This window comes from Rhodococcus sp. D-6 (assembly GCF_040256695.1).
GTDB lineage: Bacteria > Actinomycetota > Actinomycetes > Mycobacteriales > Mycobacteriaceae > Rhodococcus > Rhodococcus pyridinivorans.
Map to the genome: position 1 here is coordinate 4,928,191 of NZ_CP132970.1, position 14,488 is coordinate 4,942,678.

At 70.1% G+C, this 14,488-nt stretch carries 14 protein-coding genes and 1 tRNA gene; 13 read left to right on the top strand and 2 right to left on the bottom strand.

Annotation, left to right across the window (positions count from 1 at the left end):
* Positions 1-104 precede the first annotated feature (104 nt).
* The 7 genes from ssd (at position 105) to RBB84_RS23230 (ending at position 4,715) form a co-directional block, all read left to right on the top strand.
* On the top strand, positions 105-1,175 hold the full coding sequence (gene ssd, locus RBB84_RS23200) for a septum site-determining protein Ssd (RefSeq protein WP_064061132.1): 1,071 nt from the start codon (positions 105-107) through the stop codon (positions 1,173-1,175).
* Positions 1,172-2,344: a TadA family conjugal transfer-associated ATPase gene (locus RBB84_RS23205; protein WP_024102820.1), complete on the top strand. Its 1,173-nt coding sequence runs from the start codon at positions 1,172-1,174 to the stop codon at positions 2,342-2,344. Before ssd ends, RBB84_RS23205 begins: the two co-directional genes overlap by 4 nt.
* Positions 2,341-3,138, top strand: coding sequence for a type II secretion system F family protein (locus RBB84_RS23210; protein ID WP_064256719.1), 798 nt, complete (start codon positions 2,341-2,343; stop codon positions 3,136-3,138). The genes RBB84_RS23205 and RBB84_RS23210 overlap by 4 nt, the downstream gene beginning before the upstream one ends.
* Complete coding sequence (locus RBB84_RS23215) at positions 3,135-3,710, top strand: type II secretion system F family protein (protein ID WP_041803541.1); 576 nt, start codon at positions 3,135-3,137, stop codon at positions 3,708-3,710. Before RBB84_RS23210 ends, RBB84_RS23215 begins: the two co-directional genes overlap by 4 nt.
* Positions 3,711-3,837: 127 nt before the next feature.
* Positions 3,838-3,975 (top strand): DUF4244 domain-containing protein, encoded by a 138-nt coding sequence (locus RBB84_RS23220; protein WP_228045087.1) that lies wholly within the window; start codon positions 3,838-3,840, stop codon positions 3,973-3,975.
* Positions 3,976-3,984: 9 nt separating this feature from the next.
* A complete protein-coding gene (locus tag RBB84_RS23225; RefSeq protein ID WP_350246916.1) occupies positions 3,985-4,359 on the top strand; it encodes a TadE family type IV pilus minor pilin in 375 nt (124 codons plus the stop codon).
* Positions 4,356-4,715, top strand: a complete 360-nt coding sequence (locus tag RBB84_RS23230; protein ID WP_064256720.1) for an Rv3654c family TadE-like protein — start codon at positions 4,356-4,358, stop codon at positions 4,713-4,715. The genes RBB84_RS23225 and RBB84_RS23230 overlap by 4 nt, the downstream gene beginning before the upstream one ends.
* 164 nt (positions 4,716-4,879) lie before the next feature.
* On the opposite strand, the gene RBB84_RS23235 is transcribed toward RBB84_RS23230, so the two are convergent.
* Positions 4,880-7,228, bottom strand: a complete 2,349-nt coding sequence (locus RBB84_RS23235) for a DEAD/DEAH box helicase (protein ID WP_064256721.1) — start codon at positions 7,226-7,228, stop codon at positions 4,880-4,882.
* Between the two features lie 435 nt (positions 7,229-7,663).
* Here RBB84_RS23235 and RBB84_RS23240 point away from each other — a divergent pair, with 435 nt between their 5' ends.
* The 4 genes from RBB84_RS23240 (at position 7,664) to RBB84_RS23255 (ending at position 12,483) form a co-directional block, all read left to right on the top strand.
* A complete protein-coding gene (locus RBB84_RS23240; protein ID WP_003935252.1) occupies positions 7,664-7,867 on the top strand; it encodes a cold-shock protein in 204 nt (67 codons plus the stop codon).
* A gap of 162 nt (positions 7,868-8,029) precedes the next feature.
* Complete coding sequence (locus RBB84_RS23245) at positions 8,030-8,635, top strand: hypothetical protein (RefSeq protein ID WP_064256722.1); 606 nt, start codon at positions 8,030-8,032, stop codon at positions 8,633-8,635.
* Positions 8,636-8,728: 93 nt separating this feature from the next.
* Positions 8,729-11,713 carry a type I DNA topoisomerase gene (gene topA, locus RBB84_RS23250; RefSeq protein ID WP_064256723.1) on the top strand — a complete coding sequence of 995 codons (2,985 nt, stop codon included), beginning with the start codon at positions 8,729-8,731 and terminating at the stop codon, positions 11,711-11,713.
* Between the two features lie 35 nt (positions 11,714-11,748).
* Positions 11,749-12,483: a helix-turn-helix domain-containing protein gene (locus RBB84_RS23255; protein WP_064256724.1), complete on the top strand. Its 735-nt coding sequence runs from the start codon at positions 11,749-11,751 to the stop codon at positions 12,481-12,483.
* Here RBB84_RS23255 and RBB84_RS23260 read toward each other — a convergent pair.
* Positions 12,420-12,812 carry a VOC family protein gene (locus RBB84_RS23260; protein ID WP_064256732.1) on the bottom strand — a complete coding sequence of 131 codons (393 nt, stop codon included), beginning with the start codon at positions 12,810-12,812 and terminating at the stop codon, positions 12,420-12,422. The genes RBB84_RS23255 and RBB84_RS23260 overlap by 64 nt on opposite strands.
* Positions 12,813-12,903: 91 nt before the next feature.
* Here RBB84_RS23260 and RBB84_RS23265 point away from each other — a divergent pair, with 91 nt between their 5' ends.
* Complete coding sequence (locus tag RBB84_RS23265; protein WP_064256725.1) at positions 12,904-14,091, top strand: DNA polymerase III subunit delta'; 1,188 nt, start codon at positions 12,904-12,906, stop codon at positions 14,089-14,091.
* A gap of 62 nt (positions 14,092-14,153) precedes the next feature.
* Positions 14,154-14,229 (top strand) — tRNA-Thr (locus tag RBB84_RS23270).
* The last annotated feature ends 259 nt before the right edge of the window (positions 14,230-14,488 follow it).

Genomic DNA, 14,488 nt, shown 5'->3' on the forward strand with positions numbered 1-14,488 from the left:
GCGCACGGCCGGGTTGTCCACAGGTCCCTGATCCATCCACAGGCGGGGCTTCCGAGGCCGTTTCCGCGACACTCACGACCCCGTAGCGGGGCAGCCTGTCGGGCATGAACGACATCCTCGGACTGGTCGACGATCCCGCGCTGGTCGCCGACCTCCATCGTGTGGTCGCGGCGGCCGACCGCACACTGCACGAGATGTCCGTGCCGGTGCCCCGCAGGGCGTGGACCGACGCGGCGATCGTCGTCCTCGATGCGTCCGCCGCAGCGGCATGCGCGGCCGGATATCCCCGCCGCCCCGGCGTGATCCTCGTGTGCAGCGGGACGGCCGGCCTGGCGGACTGGCAGGCCGCCGCGACCGTCGGCGCCGAACACGTCCTCGCCCTCCCGTCCGAGGAGGTGGAACTGCTCTCGATCGTCGCCGCCGCTGACGAGCCCTCGACGGGTGCCGGCACCGTCCTCGCGGTCGTCGGAGGATGCGGGGGAGCGGGCGCGTCGACCTTCGCCGCCGCACTCGCCTGGGCCGCGGGGAACGACGAACGACGCGACACCCTGCTCGTCGACGCCGATCCGTTCGGCGCGGGACTCGACGTCCTGACCGGTCTCGAGGAGTGTCCGGGAGTGCGGTGGTCCGGTCTCACCGTCGACGGTGGACGGGTCTCCGCGCGTGCCCTGCGCGACGCCGTACCCGTATGGGCATCCGGGGTGGGCGTCCTGTCCACCGACCGCGAGAACACCGATCGGCTCACCGCCGTCGCCGCAGAGTCGGTCGTCGACGGGGTGCGCGGAGCGGGAGCAACCGTCGTCTGCGATGTGGGGCGCAGCTTCGACCCGGTCGCCGACGCGGTGATCGCACTGGCCGACCTCACCGTGGTCGTCGTGCCGGCCCGGATCGGTGCGGTGCTCTCCGCTGCCCGGGTCGCCCGCACGCTCGCGGCGCGGGGTGAACCGGCCGGAGTCGTCGTCCGCGGGCCCGCACCCGGTGGCTTGCGAGCCGTCGACGTGTCCGACGCGGTGGGCCTGGACGTGCTCACCTCGATGCGTCCCGAGCCGGGCTTGAGCGAGATGCTCGAACGCGGGGGCCTGCGGCTGCGGTCACGCTCGCCGTTGCTCGGTGCGGCGCACGACGTGCTGGCGGCCGTCGGGGCCGACCGCGCCGGCCCGGGACGTGCGGCATGACCGGGACCCTCGGGGACGACCTCCTTTCGCGGGTCCGCGACCGGCTGGCCGACGAGACCGGGGAGCTCACTCCGACCCGCGTCGCCGCAGCCCTGCGCGCGGAATCCGGTGGAGTACTCGGAGACTCCGATCTGCTTGCGGCACTGCGGCATCTGCAGACCGAACTGACCGGTGCGGGCCCGCTCGAGGATCTGCTGGCAGACCCGGCCGTGACCGACGTGCTCGTCACCGCGCCCGATCGCGTCTGGGTGGATCGTGGCAACGGGCTGCACCTGACCGAGGTCACCTTCCCCGACGAGGCCGCGGTCAGACGACTCGCGCAGCGATTGGCGCTGTTCGCCGGGCGTCGGCTCGACGACGCCCAGATGTGGGTCGACGGCAGGTTGCCCGGGCACGGTGAGTTCGGTGTCCGGCTGCACGCGGTGCTCTCCCCGGTCGCGCAGGCCGGGACGTGCCTGTCACTGCGGGTCCTGCGGCCCACGACCCAGGGACTCGAAGCACTGCGGGATCGCGGTGCGGTCTCCGAGGTCGCCTATCGGTTGCTGCTGCGCATCGTCCGCGCGCGCCTGGCCTTCCTCGTCGTCGGCGGCACGGGTGCGGGCAAGACGACGATGCTCGCGGCGCTGCTCGGCGCGGTGGATCCGACCGAACGCATCGTCTGTGTCGAGGACGCCGCCGAACTGGTCCCGGCCCACCCGCACGTGGTGCGCCTCGTGGCACGGGCACCCAACGTGGAGGGCGTCGGCGAGGTCACCGTCCGCGATCTCGTGCGGCAGGCGCTGCGGATGCGACCGGACCGCATCGTCATCGGCGAGGTGAGAGGCGCCGAGGTCGTCGATCTTCTGACCGCGCTGAACACGGGTCACGACGGCGGCGCAGGGACCGTGCACGCCAATTCGCCCGACGAGGTGCCCGCGCGACTCGAGGCTCTCGCCGCACTCGGCGGCCTCGATCGAGCGGCGCTGCACAGCCAGCTCGTCGCCGCGGTGCAGGTGATCCTGCACGTCCACCGCGGCAGCGACGGAGCGCGACGTCTCGTGGGGATCGGCGTGGTCGAGCGGGACCCCGTCGCAGGCGTGATCGTCACACCGGCATGGACCCACGACAGGGGCGACGAGCACGGCATGGACGCCCTCGAGCGGATCCTGCGTCGACGGGATGCGCCGTGAACGCGACGATCCTGTGCCTCGCGGCGGCGCTGTTCGTCCTGCCGTCGTCCTCGGCCCGCCGTCGACTGCGACGCGGGGTGCCCGGCGCGGCGCCGCGCCCGATACCGCGCGCCCTAGTCGTCGGGGTGATGGTCGTCGTGCTCGCGACGGTTGTGGTGTGGGCGGGAATCACACCGGCTGTGGCCGGCGCGACCGTCGCGACGACCGCGGTGTGGCGTCGCCGAGCCCGGCGCCGCGCTGCGGAGCTCGATCGGCAACGACGGATGTTGCTGTCGGGACTCGACACCGTGATCGCCGATCTGCGGGTGGGGACGCATCCCGCCGACGCGTGCGAGACGGCGGCCCGGGAGACGGCCGGGTCCGTCGCCGATGCCTTCCGGGTCGCTGCGGCCCGGGCGCGACTCGGCGGGTCGGCGGCACACGGACTACGTTCGGCCACAGCATCCTCGAATGGTGTCGCCGACAGTCTGGGTCGTGTCGCCGATGCGTGGGCCGTCTCCGACCGCCACGGTCTCGCCCTCGCCGAACTGCTCGGGGCCGCGCGTATCGATCTGGCCGCGCGTATGCGGATCCGTGCCCGTACGGAGGCCGGACTTGCCGGTGCTCGGGCCACGGCGACGGTTCTGGCGGGACTGCCGGTGCTCGGGGTGGGTCTCGGGCAACTCATGGGCGCTGCTCCGCTCGGCATCCTCCTCGCCGGTGGGCTCGGCGGCGTCATGCTCGTGGTCGGCACTGCGCTGGTCTGTGTGGGTCTGCTGTGGACGGACCGGATCGCGGCACGGGTGAGGGCATGAGCGCGACGTGGGCGGTGTTGCTGGGAGCGGCCTCTCTCGTCGTCGCACCGACCCCTCGTGGAACCACCCGCTTGTTCTCCACGAGAACCCTTGCTGCCGCGTCGGATACAACTGAACCCGAGACCGACCCGCACGCGTTTCCCGCTGCCTTCGATCTCTTCGCGGCGTGCCTGCGCGCAGGGATGCCCGCCGGTTCTGCGGCGCGGGTCGTCGCGGAATCCGCTCCACCCGACCTCGCGGCGGCGTTGCGGAGAGGTGCCGACCGATTGGCGCTCGGAGCCGATCCGGCCGATGCGTGGGGAGGTTCGGGAGCGGTCGACGCGCTGGACGATTTCGCCCGCGCGGCACGACGATCCGCGAAATCCGGTGCGCCCCTGTCGGACACCGTCGCCGAACTCGCGGTCCGGCATCGCGCCGAGACGGAGGACCGGGTCGCCGCCGAGATCGATCGGGCCGGAGTACTCGTGAGCGGGCCGCTCGGTCTGTGCTTTCTGCCTGCCTTCGTGTGCCTGGGCATCGTGCCGGTCGTCGTCGGCCTGGCGCGGGACGTCCTGGGTGCGGGGCTGATGTGAACGTCGGCGCGGACGGTCCGCGCCGCTCGGATGGGAGGGACGGAAGATGGGGAAACGAACAGTGACCGAAGCGTTCGCACACGGTCTGCGCGGTCGCCTCGGCGGGCTCGTCGTGCAGGACGACGGCATGTCGACGGCGGAATATGCGATCGGGACCATTGCGGCGGCGGCTTTCGGGGCGGTGCTGTACACCGTGGTGACCGGCGATTCGATCGTGTCCGCGCTGACGGGCATCGTCGAGCGTGCCCTGAACACGGCGGTGTGATACCGACGCATGCGAAAGATGCTCGGACGACGCTGGTTACGCGCCTTCGTTCGTGAGGACGAAGGCGGGGTCACCGTCGAAGCGACTCTCGCCGTCGCAAGCCTGGTCACGGTGCTCGTGCTGTGCCTCGGCGCGGTGCTGGGCATCGCGTACCAGGTGCGGTGCCATGACGCCGCCCGTGAAGCCGCCCGCCTCGCCGCGCGGGGAGATCAAGCGAGGGCGGTCGATGTGGCCACGCGAGTCGCGCCTCCGGACGCACGCGTGGCGGTACGCGAGGAAGGAGATCTGATCGTGGCGGTCGTGACCGCGGAGAGTCCGCTGCTCCCGTTGCTGACCCTCACGGCCGAGGCGGTGGCGGTGCGCGAGCCGGAAGGAACGCGATGAGGTCGGGCCCGTCCCTCCTCGGCGACGACGGGAGCGCGAGTGTGATCGGCTGCGCCGTGATGGCCGGCCTCATCGCGATCACGGCCACGTTGCTGCACGTCGGGTCGGTCGTCGTCGCACGTCATCGTGCGCAGGCGGCGGCCGACCTGGCGGCGGTGGCGGTCGCCTCGGCACTGGACCGCGGGGTCGTGGAGGCTTGCGAGGCGAGCGATGCGATCACCACACGGATGCGAGTGCGATTGCGGCGCTGCGAGATCGAAGAGTGGGATGCGCTCGTCGAGGTCACCGCTGAGGTGTCGGCTCTCTTCGGCGGCAAGGAGGCGACGGCCGTCGCGCGAGCCGGTCCTGCCCGATGAGGCCCGTCGGCGGTCGCTCGCGGCCGTATCCAGCGCATTGGCGCTCGTTGCTTGCCTGTGCTCGCATCCAGCGGTTGCCGCCCGACCCGTACACGAAGCGGCTGCTGGCAGCCGTTCCCGTCCCGGATCCGGCCGAGTAGGCGCGCCGGTGGCCTGAATCGCCGTCACCCCTCGATCGCAGCGAGGACGGCATCGAGGACGGCGACCGCCCCGGCCTTGTCGAGCGGATCGTTGCCGTTCCCGCACTTGGGGGAGTACACGCACGACGGGCATCCGGCGGCACATTCGCAGGCCGCGACCGCATCGCGGGTCGCGGTGAGCCACTTGGTGATCCGGTGGTATCCGCGTTCGGCGAATCCGGCACCGCCGGGCTGTCCGTCGTAGACGAAGACGGTGGGCAGCCCGGTGTCGGGGTGCAGATCGGTGGAGACGCCGCCGATGTCGCCCCGATCGCACGTCGCGAGCAGGGGGAGCAGGCCGATCGCGGCGTGCTCGGCGGCGTGGAGTGCCCCGGGCACGCGATCGGGGGTCACCCCGATCCGGTCGAGCAGGTCGGGGTCGATCGTGTACATCACCGCGCGGGTGTCGAGCGTGTGCTCGGGCATGTCGAGGGGAATCTGGTCGAGCACCTCTCCGGACGGCAGGCGGCGCAGATAGCCGACCACCCGGTGCGTCACCTCGACCCCCACGGACGCGACGGTGACGGGTCCGAACTCGCGGTGTTCGTCGACGGAGATGCAACAGATGTCGGTGATCTCGCGTGCGCTCGTCGACCATTCCGGGTCCTCGGCGTGCACGAGGGCGATGCCATCCTCGAGATACAACTCGTCGACGACGACGGTCTCACCCTGGTGCAGGTGCACAGCTCCGGGATGGACGGTCGCGGGGGCGCGGGCGGCGTCGACGGTGCCGAGCATGCGACCGGTGTCACCCTCGACGATCGAGACCTGGCGGCCGATCCCGCCGCGGATCTCGACATCGCCGTGCGGTTGCGTTCCCGGGGTGACGAACCAGCCGTGCGGGCGGCGGCGGATCAGTCCCTGCTCCGCGAGGTCCGTGAGGACGTCGAGCGCGCCGAACTCCTCGACCTCGGCATCGCTGATCGGCAGTTCCGATGCGGCGCAGAGAAGTTGGGGCCCGAGCACGTACGGATTGTTCGGATCGGTGACCGTCGCCTCGACCGGCCGGTCGAGCAGTGCCTGCGGATGGTGCACGAGATAGGTGTCGAGCGGATCGTCCCGCGCGACCAGCACGACGAGCGAACCCTGCCCGCGGCGACCGGCGCGACCGCCCTGCTGACGGAAGGACGCGACCGTGCCCGGGAATCCGGCGACGATCACCGCGTCCAGACCGGCGATGTCCACGCCGAGTTCGAGGGCGTTGGTGCTGGCGACGCCGAGCAGACGGCCGTCGGAGAGCGCGGCCTCGAGGTCGCGCCGGTCCTCGGCGAGGTAGCCCGCCCGGTAGGCCGCCACCCGGTCGACGAGATCCGGTGCCGCCTCGGCGAGAAGCCGACGTGCACCCATGGCCGTGAGCTCGGCGCCGTGACGCGACCGGACGAACGCCAGGGTGCGGGCACCCTCGACGACGAGGTCGGCGAGAAGGCGCGCGGCCTCGGTCCCGGCGGCCCGCCGCACCGGGGCGCCGTGTTCGCCCGTGAGTTCGCGCAGCAGGGGCGGCTCCCACATCGCGATCGTGCGGGGTCCGTGCGGCGAGCCGTCCTCGGTGATCTCGCGGCAGGGTGCTCCGATGAGCCGGGACGCCGCTGCCCCCGGTTCCGCGGTCGTCGCGGAGGCGAGGACGAAGACGGGATCGGCGCCGTACCGGCGGGCCACGCGCCGGAGCCGACGCAGGATCAGGGCGACGTGCGAGCCGAACACACCCCGGTAGGAGTGGCATTCGTCGACGACGACGTACCGCAGGCGGCGCCACAGCCGGGCCCATCGTGCGTGGGCGGGCAACAGCGACAGGTGCAGCATGTCGGGATTGGTGAAGATCCAGCGCGAGTGCCGGCGCGTCCACTGCCGGATCTCGGTGGAGGTGTCGCCGTCGTAGGCACACGCGCACACGGTCGACAGGCCGTCGATGTCGGAGGTCAGTTCGGTGACCGCGCGCAGCTGGTCGGCGCCGAGGGCCTTGGTGGGCGACAGGTAGAGAGCGGTGGCCTGCGGGTCGTCGGCGAGCGCGCTCAGGATGGGCAGCTGGTAGGCGACCGACTTGCCCGACGCGGTGCCGGTGGACACCACCACGTTCTCCCCGCCGGCCGCGATGTCGGCGGCGCTCGCCTGGTGGTGCCAGGGACGCTCGACGCCCTGGTCGCGGAAGGCCCGGACGACGTCCTCGTGCGCCCACTGCGGCCAGTCGCTGTGGTGGGCGGGCCGGGCCGGGATCTCTGCGACGTGGGTCAGCGGTGACTCGCCCGTCGGGGTGCCGGCGAGCAGCCGGTCGAGCAGCTCGCGACCGTAGGTGGGGGCGGTGGCGTCGCCGTTGTGGAGGAAGGGCGAGCCGGTCACGCAGTACTCCGCTGGGTCGGACGAGGTGTCTGTCGAAAACGTCTGTCGGATAGGAATGTGTCGGATACGGCGAGGCTGTGTCGGATGCGGGAGACCCGGGTCCGGGACGAGTGGGGCCACAGTGGCCTCCCGTAACATGGGAGCAACAGCTACCCGTGGGTAATGCTACCGAGACATGAACAAGATCAGGGAATTGGCACGTTTGTGCCCATTCCTACTGTTGCGCGTGCCCAGAACGTGGTTGACTGACACCCGGTCGCAGCTTCTGTGTTCGTAGACTTGGAAAAGTGCACGCTCGCAGGATCGATGGTTGCGAGCGCGGTGCTTTAGCTCTTCCAACGGGGGACTCGAGAAGTACAGCGGTCGGAACCGGGACCTGGCGGATCGCGTACCCGGCGGTTCGTCGAATCCGGTGTTAGAAAGAGAAGGAAAAGCATGGCACAGGGCACTGTGAAGTGGTTCAACGCGGAGAAGGGCTTCGGCTTCATCGCTCCTGAGGACGGCTCCGCCGACGTGTTCGTTCACTACTCCGAGATCCAGGGTTCCGGCTTCCGCACCCTCGAGGAGAACCAGCGAGTCGAGTTCGAGGTCGGTCAGGGCACCAAGGGCCCGCAGGCCACCGGCGTGCGCGCACTCTGATCCACCCGCTCGAGCGAGCAACCGGGCAAGGTCAACCACCTCGCCCGATCGTCCCCCGTCGCCTCAGGTGATGGGGGACGATGCATTTCCGGGACGTGTGCGCGAACCGGTCGTGGGACCTCACCGCCTCGTCGCGCTCACGGAGCCGGGAGAGGAGGACCCGTGAGTCAACTGTCCTTCTTCGGGGCCGACACGATGCCGCCGGCCCTGGCCGACCTGAGCGGCCTGCTCGCGGCACACGGACGTGCGCGTCTCACCGACGACGGCGCCGTGCTGACCGTGGAGGTCGACGCCGAATGGCGCGCCCGTGCGATCGGGCAGCTCGTGACCGACACGGGAGTCGAGGCGGACATCGCCGTCGACGGCGAGCTGTTCACCGTCAGCACATCCGTCGACCCCGCTCTCATCCCGCTCGCGACCCAGTGGAGCAGCGACGACGGCAAGACGGTCCCGACCGGCTGGGTCCCGTCCTCGCGGGCCCAGCGGGCGTGGTTCCTCGCGTCCGGTCGCATGGAGGTCGAGGGAGCACAGTATGTTCTCGGTCTGGATGCGACGGCTCCCGACACTCATGCAGTTCTGGCGCAGGCGCTCATGCGCGCCGGCATCGCACCGACCCTGATCGGTACGCACGGCACCGGTGGACCGGAGTTGAGGATCTCCGGCCGGAGGCGTCTGACGAGGCTCGTCGAGAACATCGGTGCACCTCCGGACGCCGACGCGGCACGACGGATCTGGCCGCACGTGGAACCGGGTGATCATCACTTGTGAAGAGCCGTTCCCCGAGGATGTGCGACCCTGTGTGTGGCCGCGTCTGGGGAACGGGTCGGTATACATGTCTTCGAACAAGGCGACATGTCGGCAATGAGGGAAGGTGCGGGCGGCACGGTGGCAGCACGGGAGAAGAGCACTGCGGGCGGTTCGTCGGGCACGCGTCGGCTCGTGATCGTCGAGTCCCCGACCAAGGCGAGGAAGATCGCCCCCTACCTCGGCCGCGACTACGTCGTCGAGGCATCGGTCGGTCACATCCGCGACCTGCCGCGCGGTGCCGCGGACGTCCCCGCCAAGTACAAGGGCGAGTCGTGGGCGCGCCTCGGTGTCGACGTCGATCACGACTTCGAACCCCTCTACGTCGTCAGCGCCGACAAGAAGACCAAGGTCTCGGAGCTGAAGAGCCTGCTCAAGGACGCCGACGAGCTCTACCTCGCCACCGACCCCGACCGCGAGGGCGAGGCCATCGCCTGGCACCTGCTCGAGACCCTGAAGCCCAAGGTGCCGGTCCGGCGCATGGTCTTCCACGAGATCACCGAGCCCGCTATCCGCGCGGCCGCCGAGAACACCCGCGACCTCGACAACGACCTGGTCGACGCGCAGGAGACCCGCCGCATCCTCGACCGTCTCTACGGTTACGAGGTCAGTCCCGTGCTGTGGAAGAAGGTCATGCCCCGTCTGTCGGCGGGTCGTGTGCAGTCGGTGGCGACCCGCGTGATCGTGCAGCGCGAACGCGAGCGCATGGCGTTCAAGTCCGCCGAGTACTGGGACATCGCGGCCACGATGGACGCCGGCGCCGACGCGAGCCCCCGGTCGTTCGGTGCCCGCCTGGTCAACGTCGACGGTTCGCGTGTCGCCTCGGGTCGCGACTTCGGGCCCGACGGGAACCTGAAGTCGAACGGTGTCGTCGTCCTCGACGAGGACCGCGCCCGCCGCCTCGCGGAGGCACTCGCCGGTGTCGCGTTGACGGTGTCGTCGGCCGAGAGCAAGCCGTACACCCGCAAGCCCTACGCGCCGTTCATGACGTCGACGCTGCAGCAGGAGGCGGGCCGCAAGCTGCGGTTCTCGTCCGAGCGCACCATGCGCACCGCGCAGCGTCTGTACGAGAACGGCTACATCACCTACATGCGTACCGACTCGACGACGCTGTCCGAGTCGGCGATCGCGGCGGCCCGCGCACAGGCCACCCAGCTGTACGGTGCCGAGTTCGTCCATCCGACGCCGCGCCAGTACACCCGCAAGGTCAAGAACGCGCAGGAAGCACACGAGGCGATCCGTCCCGCCGGCGACGTCTTCGCGACCCCCGGCGAGCTGCACGCGCGCCTCGACGGCGACGAGTTCAAGCTCTACGAGCTCATCTGGCAGCGCACCGTCGCCTCCCAGATGGCCGACGCGCGGGGCACCACGCTGACGCTGCGCATCACCGGCACCGCGGGCACCGGCGAGGAGTGCACCTTCTCGTCGTCGGGCCGCACCATCACGTTCCCGGGCTTCCTCAAGGCATACGTCGAGAGTGTCGACGAGGAGGCCGGTGGTCAGTCGGACGACGCGGAGTCGCGCCTGCCGAACCTGTCCGAGGGTGCCTCGGTCACCGCGACGAAGCTCGATCCGGACGGTCACTCCACCAACCCGCCGGCCCGGTACACCGAGGCGAGCCTGATCAAGACGCTCGAAGAGCTCGGGATCGGCCGGCCCTCGACCTACGCGTCGATCATCAAGACCATCCTCGACCGCGGCTACGTCTACAAGCGTGGCAGCGCGCTCGTCCCGTCGTGGGTGGCGTTCGCCGTCATCGGCCTGCTCGAGGCGCACTTCGCCCAGCTCGTCGACTACGACTTCACGGCCGGGATGGAGGACGATCTCGACGAGATCGCCTCCGGTCACCGGCAGCGCACCGACTGGCTGACGCGGTTCTACTTCGGCAGCGACGACGGTCACGAGGAGTCGGTCGCGCGCAAGGGCGGCCTGAAGAAGCTGGTGGGGGAGAACCTCGAGGACATCGACGCCCGCGAGATCAACTCCATCCGCCTGTTCGACGACTCCGAGGGTCGCGAGATCCACGTGCGTGTGGGCCGCTTCGGTCCGTACCTCGAACGGATGGTCACCGACCCGAACAACCCCGACGCCGAGCCGACCTCGCAGCGCGCGAACCTGCCCGACGACCTGCCGCCGGACGAGCTCACCCTCGAATACGCCGAGAAACTCTTCTCGACGCCGCAGGAGGGACGTGTCCTCGGTGTCGATCCGTCGACCGGCTACGAGATCGTCGCGCGGGAGGGTCGCTTCGGTCCCTACGTGACCGAGCTGATCCCCGATCCGGAACCCGAGCCCGAACCGGAGCCGGACGTCACGCCCATCCCCGTCGATGAACTCGGCTCGGAGGGAGAGGGCGGCACGAAGACCGCCACCAAGAAGGCCGTCGCCAAGAAGGCGGCGAAGAAGGCTCCCGCGAAGAAGACCGGTCCGAAGCCGCGCACGGGTTCGTTGTTCAAGACGATGGACCTGTCCACGGTCACCCTGGAAGACGCCCTGAAACTGCTGTCGCTGCCGCGCGTGGTGGGTGTCGATCCGGAGTCCGGCGACGAGATCACCGCCCAGAACGGCCGCTACGGTCCGTACCTGAAGAAGGGCAGCGACTCGCGGTCGCTCGCCAACGAGGAGCAGATCTTCACGATCACGCTCGACGAGGCGCTGAAGATCTACGCGGAGCCGAAGCGCCGCGGCCGGCAGGCCGCCGCCACGCCGCCGCTGCGCGAGCTGGGCACCGACCCGGTCAGCGGCAAGCAGATGGTGATCAAGGACGGCCGGTTCGGCCCGTACGTCACCGACGGTGAGACGAACGCGAGCCTGCGCAAGGGCGACGAGGTCGAGTCCATCACCGACGAGCGGGCGTCCGAACTGCTCGCCGACCGTCGGGCACGCGGTCCGGCCAAGAAGACCGCGAAGAAGACGGCGGCGAAGAAGACGGCGGCGAAGAAGACGGCGGCGAAGAAGACTGCCGCCAAGAAGACCACCGCCAAGAAGACGGCGGCGAAGAAGACGACGAAGAAGGCTGCCGCGAAGAAGACGACGGACTGACGGTTCCCGTCGGGGTACGCGGATAGCCTCACGGTGTGTACCGCGAACTGCCGTCGGGAATCCTCGGCGTCACACTGTGGCGGTCCGGGCCGTCCGGTGCCCGCGTGGGCGGAACCCACGTGCTGCCGGACGGCTGCATGGACCTCATTCGGCACGCCGACGGCTTCCTCGTCGCCGGCCCGGACACGACGTCCCAGTTCTCCGATCTGGTGGCGGATCGACCGCTGACGGCCGTCCGGTTCGAACCCGGCCTGGGACCGCCGTTCTTCGGCGTCGACGCGAGCGAGCTGACCGATCGACGGGTTCCGCTCGACGATCTGTGGCCGTCACGTCGTGTGCGTCTCCTCGCGGCTCGAGCCGAGGACGATCCCGTCGCTGCGCTTGTCGACGCCGTGCGGGGCGCGGTCGACGAACACGATCCGATGGCCGACCTCGCGCGGGCGCTGGCCGCCGGTGCGGCCGTCACGGAGGTCGCCGCGACCCTCGGCTGGAGCGACAGGACGCTGCGTCGTCGCTCGGCTCGGGCCTACGGATACGGACCGAAGACGTTGTCGCGGGTGCTGCGCTTCCGTCGGGCGGTCGCGCGTGCCCGGGCCGGTGACGACTTCGCCCGTGTCGCAGCCGACTGCGGGTACAGCGACCAGGCGCATCTGGCCCGGGAGGTTCGTGCGCTGTCGGGTGTCACCCTCGGTGAACTCGTCCGGAGTCATCCCGGGAGCGCGGCGAACAGGTCGAGACTGTGGCCGTCCGGATCCATCGCGCTCGCGTAGCGCTGTCCCCAGAATGCGTCCCAAGGTGCCTTCGTCGACGTGCACCCGGCCTCGATCAACGCCGCAAGTGTCTCGTCGACCGCGTCGGGGGAGCCACAGTCGAAGGCGAGCGCCGCCCCGCCTCCGGACGACGGCTCGAACTCCGGATCGAAGCTGCTGACGGACTCGACGGTGTCCCACATCAGGCGCAGACCACCGGGGAGAGTGACCTCGAAGTGCGGTACCTCGGCTGCTTCGGTGGGCAGGTCGAGGCCGAGCACTCGATAGCACGCGAAGGACCGATCGAGATCGGCGACGACGAGCCCCACTGCGGAGAAATGAATGGTCATGGCCCGACGGTAGGACCGAGCACGTGCGGCCGTCTTGAACGTTTCGGACACGTGATCCGGACCCGTCGGACCCGGTCGTTAGGCTGAGCGCATGCCCGGGGTCTTCGATCGTCTCGTCGGTCAACGCGATGTCGAGACCGAACTCGTCGCGGCCGCGGTAGCTGCCCGTCGGGGCGACACCGGGTCGGCGATGACGCACTCGTGGCTGTTCACCGGTCCTCCCGGGTCCGGTCGCTCGGTCGCGGCGCTGTGTTTCGCCGCCGCCCTGCAGTGCACCGACGAGGAAACTTCCGGCTGCGGGCGATGCCACGCCTGCACCACCACGATGGCCGGCACCCACGGCGACGTACGGCGGGTCGTGCCCGAGGGACTGACGATCAGCGTCAAGTCGATGCGCGACATCGTGCAGGTCGCGTCGCGGCGTCCCAGCACGGGCCGATGGCAGGTCGTGGTGATCGAGGACGCCGACCGTCTCACCGAAGGCGCCGCGAACGCGCTGCTGAAGGTGGTCGAGGAACCTCCGCAGCGAACGGTCTTCCTCCTGTGTGCGCCGTCGGTCGATCCAGAGGACATCTCGGTGACGCTGCGCTCGCGCTGCCGTCACATCGGGTTGGTCACTCCCAGCGCCGACGCCATCGCGCGCGTCCTCGAGGCCACCGACCGCATCGATCCGAAGACGGCGCAGTGGGCCGCATCCGTCAGCGCAGGCCACGTCGGCCGGGCCCGACGGTTGGCCACCGACGAGGGCGCCCGCGACAACCGGGCACGTGCCCTCGCTGTCGCCGGCGCGGTCCTGCGCCCCGCCACCACCTACTCCGCAGCCGACGACCTCGGCCGCAGCGCCGAGACCGAGGCGAAGGAGATCAGTGCGGAGCGCGACGAGCGCGAGACCGAAGAGCTGAAGACCGCGCTCGGTGCCGGCGGTACCGGCAAGGGTGCCGCGGGTGCGCTTCGCGGTTCGGCCGGGGTCCTCAAGGAACTCGAACGCACTCAGAAGTCGCGGAAGACGCGAACCGAGCGCGACATCATGGACCGAGCCCTGATCGATCTCGCCGGTCTCTACCGGGACGCACTGGTGCACGCCTTCGGATCGCGGGTCACGCTCAACCATCCGGACATGTCGGATCGTGCGGCCGACCTCGCGGCGAGGACCCGGCCGGAGTCGCTGCTCGAGTGCATCGAAGCCATCCTCGACTGCCGGGAGGCGCTCGCCCAGAACGTCAAACCCCGCTTCGCTCTCGCGGCGCTTGCAGCCCGGTTGAGCTCGGCGTTCCGGTAGCCGAAGTGCCGGTTTGCATCGGGGTGGGGGTAGTCCGCTAGACTTCGGACGCCGAAAGGCTCGCTGCCTTAGCTCAGTCGGTAGAGCATTTCACTCGTAATGAAAAGGTCGTCGGTTCGATTCCGACAGGCAGCTCCACGAAGGCCCCTCACCACGGTGAGGGGCCTTCGACGTTTCTGCGCGGTGTGCGATTCGCACGGATGATGGAGACATGTTGATGGAACTGTTCTCCTTCGTCCTGATCATCGGTGCTCTCGCCGTGGTGCTGCCCATGGCCGTCCGGGTCTTCCGGGACAAGGACCGTTGACGCGAAGCGACCGCGACCATCGGCGCGCACGAGAGCGGTCTCGGACACGGCGCCGAAATCCTCGACAACCCGGTCACCGCGCAGCATGCT